Genomic DNA, 4055 nt, shown 5'->3' on the forward strand with positions numbered 1-4055 from the left:
GCCAACTAAAGTACAACGATTAAAATATTATCGTGATGCGAGCGGAAACCCGATCAGCTTTAGCTTAGATGAAGTGGTGTATTACTATCAGTTCAATGCACGTGGTGATGTCATCGCAATTACAGATGCGGCAGGAAACATCAAAGCCACGTATGATTACGATGGATGGCAAATAAAATGATTAGGTAAAAAAGACTTGGGCAATTGATTTGCTCCCCTAAATGTAGACAGATTAAAAAATAAAAATCTATCTGCTAAAAACGGGAGTATTTTTGTGTCTAACAGAGCTTTCACTCCTAATATAAAATTGAAGTATTAAAAGTGTGGGAAGAAGGGTTCACTTTCATTAGCTGAAATTGTTCATATGTATAAGGTAGCTGAATCAACCATTAGAGAATGGAAATATATAGTTGATATATATGCTTGGAAGGTCTCAAAGAATCCACAACTTAGAAACCGTACACGAAGGAACTAATTCTTTTTATCCCTCATAAAGTCCCAAGTACAATATTTCTTTATCTTTATATTCGACAATTAATATATCTTCACTTGATTCAATAGATAAATATATTTTAGCCCCCACTGGGAGTTTGGTAGCAGTGCCGTTTTTAAATTTTTTCGTAGAAACCCTTTGAATTTCCCCTACTAATTTTCCTTTGCTTATATCTCGTTCTGTTACCCAATCTAAATCTGAAGCATTTCTATAAACTAATCCTTCAAACAGGAAAATGTCTGCTTTAGGATTAGACTTCAATACATCCATCGGGGTAGGATTTCCTTGTTGAGTACATGAAATCAGGATAAATACTGTTATTAGCAGGAGAAAAATTTGTGTGTTTCTCTTCATAAGAATCCTCCCTCAATATAGTTTAAATACCTCCCGAATACTCCCGTATTCTTAAATTTTCATTAATACCAGATAGTTGACACACCATAAACAATGGATACATATTCAATATCTTTAAAAATTTTACAGTACGATGGCCATCCTACCACCCAAACTGGTAGGGTTTGGTAATTATGATATAACCGTGCGTAAGGTATCTCCACACAACTCACGGTCGCTTACCCTCCCATATATCACCGGATTGAAGTCCATACATTCCTTCGTCCTGCGTATCCATGAGGTGGAGGTCGGATATGCTCCTATGCTGGGTCAATTGCCCGTACGGAATAAATAAGCTCCGACTCTGCACTATTGGTGTTTGTTAGTTTAAGGCATAACTGAAGTATTGGTTATTTATACTTTTTACTAAATCGTTTAGGCAGCCTGTAGTGTAGCTATTTGAGGCAGACCTTGTAAAAGCTTTGAACCATCAAATTCACATTGTCTTTGTCCGATAACAAAAAATACTCGAAGTAATTTACAACACAAAGCAATTAGTGATTGCTGCTTTTTAAGCGGATTTTCAGGTCGCTTTGTGTAGTGCTGATGTAGCGCTTTGAAAGTTGGATTATGAGCGACGAGTGGCCGAATAGCTAAATACAAGGCTCTTCGAAGCCTACCCCGACCTCTTTTGGAAATCCTTGTTTGACCTTTTAATTTGCCCGAGCTATGTTCTCGTAAGGATAAACCAGCTAGATTTACTAACTGCTGTGGATGACTGTAGTTCCTAATATCTCCTATTTCAGCGAAAACTGTAGCCACCGTAATAGGGCCAAGTCCAGTAATGTTGATCAATTCCTTAGCCCCAGGAAGTTCAACTACAAGGGCCTCTAGTTCTTGATCCAATTTTCCAATTTGTTCTTTGTACAGATCATATTGATCAATCAGGCTTTCTAATTCGCGTTTCGCAAACGTCAAGCCAATTGTAATTCCTATACTTTTTCTGGCTTTATCCACAAGTCTGGTCGCCCTCTTAATTCCTACTCCACGTTTCACAAATGGTTTCCACTCCAAGAGGATTTCTTCTGGAGTATACTCCACAATCTGATGAGGAAACGGAAACAGACGTAACGTACACAGGGCAGCTTTTCCTTCCCAGTCTCCAAACACATCGAAAAACTCTGGAAAATAACGTTGAATACAATTCTGGATTCGACCCTCAATAATTAACAGCTGTTTAGTGAGCTGATCTCTTAATTTGACGCCTTCTCTTAGCTCGGCATAAATACCTTCTAAGAGATTGGGTACGGAATATCGCCCATCTTTAATTAGCTGTGAGATTACTTTGGCATCCTTTGTATCATTTTTAGTTGGGGAATTGTCGTCAAGTTCCTTGCTTTTCTTTACGTGCATCGGATTTACTAGTACGAAATCATACCCCTTTGCCGTCAGATAATAAGCTAGATTCAACCAGTAGTGGCCGGTGGGTTCTACTCCAATAATTACATGGTTTTTCTGGTTTTCACGTTTGTGTTTTTCCATCCATTCTACTAGTGTTTCAAATCCATGAATTCTATTTTCAAAGAACAGTCGTTTTCCAAACTCAATTCCTCGATCATCTTGAGCACGTGCTACATGTTTGTCTTTGGCAATATCAATGCCTACCACCAAAGTTGATGGTGTGATTTGCGAGATTTTTTGATTTTGAGTATAATTCATTACAAGTCCTCCTTGGTTACTTAATTAAGGGTCCATTTTTTGCTTCGAAGCTTTGGACACCTTGTATGATACCAAGGGGACTTATTTTGTTCAAACCCCAAATTTCTTCATTACAGGAATGCTCCTATTCTCAAAATAAATCTTGATTGAATTTTACAATATATTTAAAAATTTAGAATAGTACAAAAGTACTGTTTTTACAAAAAAGGAATATAGATAAACCGTTTTATGGTATTTTTAAGTTGGTTGCAACCACTAGAGTTATTTAAAGAGGAGGAAGTAAGGTGAAAAAAATAATTTCATTAAAATTGTAACTGTTATTAGTGCTGTTATGTTCTTTAGTCTAACTACAGCCGCTTTTGCCCATAAATATAATTATGGTTATTCATTTGATGTTATTGGATTTAAATGTGGAGGGAGTAATTGTCAATATATTGCATCTTCAGCATCTATGAAGTGGAATGATGCCGCCAATACTCGGATTGGGGAAGCTCCATATGCAAATAACCTAATTGCTCATTATGAGTATAGCGACAACTGGCTTGGACTATATAAACCTAATCCTGTTGTTGCCGGAGGAGTAACAGAGTTTTCTATACATATAAATAAAAGGACAATTTCAGATTATCAAGCAAGAACATATCCAAATTCTACTTACTACACAATTGCAATAAGTACTGCAGTACATGAACTTGGACACGCACTATTCTTGAATGACCAACCAGATGGCACAGATACTTCAGTTATGAGTTATTACAGAATTAGAACAAATACAACACCTAGATATCACGATGTTCAAGACGTTAAGAGTTATAGAGGATATTAAAGTTTATAATTGAGGAGGGACAAAAAATGAAAAAATATTTATTGTATGCTCTAAGTTGCCTTTTTCTTTTAGGATCCGCACTATCATTAACTTATATTGTGAATAGTAAAACAAATGACGGAGTATCAACAGAAGCTCATGCTGATTGGCCTGATAAAAACATTGAGGAGCTAGTTTTAGAATCGGATTTAATAGCTGTAGTAAAAGTGAAAAAGATAGAAAAGAAAATCGCTGAAGGTGTAGCAGAAGAAGAAGTGTCTAATAGACAATTATCGACATTGAGTATCGAGAAAGTAATTAAAGGAGAAAAAACAAAAGAAATTATTTTAAATCAAGCTTTAGACTATATAGATGGAAATGAGAATAGAAAGTACTTTATGTTTTTAACTGAAGGCACTGATGGTTATTATTACGAATTAACTAATCTAGCAATTGTTCCAGAAAAAGAAGGTGTATATAAATCTAAAATTAAAGGTCTTACAGATGAATTTACCGAAGATATTTTTATAAGTAATATTGAAGCAAAGATAAAAAATGAAAATAAGTATTAAACTCTGAAATACTCTATAAAAAAGCAAACCTATTTATAAACTATCCCCTGTAGAGTAGACACTTTTAAAAGGACTACTCTACAGGGGCTTTTTGTGAACAATGTGAATGAAAAACGGGACGGGAGTTCCATAC

4 protein-coding genes and 1 pseudogene are annotated in these 4055 nt (G+C 35.6%); 3 read left to right on the plus strand and 2 right to left on the minus strand.

The window, feature by feature from the left end:
• Positions 1–181: pseudogene (locus ACOI1C_RS22255) on the plus strand (hypothetical protein); the annotation flags it as partial.
• 300 nt (positions 182–481) lie between these two features.
• On the opposite strand, the gene ACOI1C_RS22260 reads toward ACOI1C_RS22255, so the two are convergent.
• On the minus strand, positions 482–847 hold the full coding sequence (locus tag ACOI1C_RS22260; protein ID WP_422512827.1) for a hypothetical protein: 366 nt from the start codon (positions 845–847) through the stop codon (positions 482–484).
• 414 nt (positions 848–1261) lie between these two features.
• Positions 1262–2545 (minus strand): IS110 family transposase, encoded by a 1284-nt coding sequence (locus ACOI1C_RS22265; protein ID WP_422512828.1) that lies wholly within the window; start codon positions 2543–2545, stop codon positions 1262–1264.
• Positions 2546–2876: 331 nt separating this feature from the next.
• Here ACOI1C_RS22265 and ACOI1C_RS22270 point away from each other — a divergent pair, with 331 nt between their 5' ends.
• Together ACOI1C_RS22270 and ACOI1C_RS22275 are read left to right on the plus strand one after the other, a co-directional pair.
• Complete coding sequence (locus ACOI1C_RS22270) at positions 2877–3371, plus strand: hypothetical protein (RefSeq protein ID WP_422512829.1); 495 nt, start codon at positions 2877–2879, stop codon at positions 3369–3371.
• Positions 3372–3397: 26 nt separating this feature from the next.
• A complete protein-coding gene (locus ACOI1C_RS22275) occupies positions 3398–3922 on the plus strand; it encodes a hypothetical protein (protein WP_422512830.1) in 525 nt (174 codons plus the stop codon).
• The last annotated feature ends 133 nt before the right edge of the window (positions 3923–4055 follow it).

This window comes from Bacillus sp. DJP31 (assembly GCF_049310945.1).
Taxonomy (GTDB): Bacteria; Bacillota; Bacilli; order Bacillales; family SA4; genus Bacillus_BS.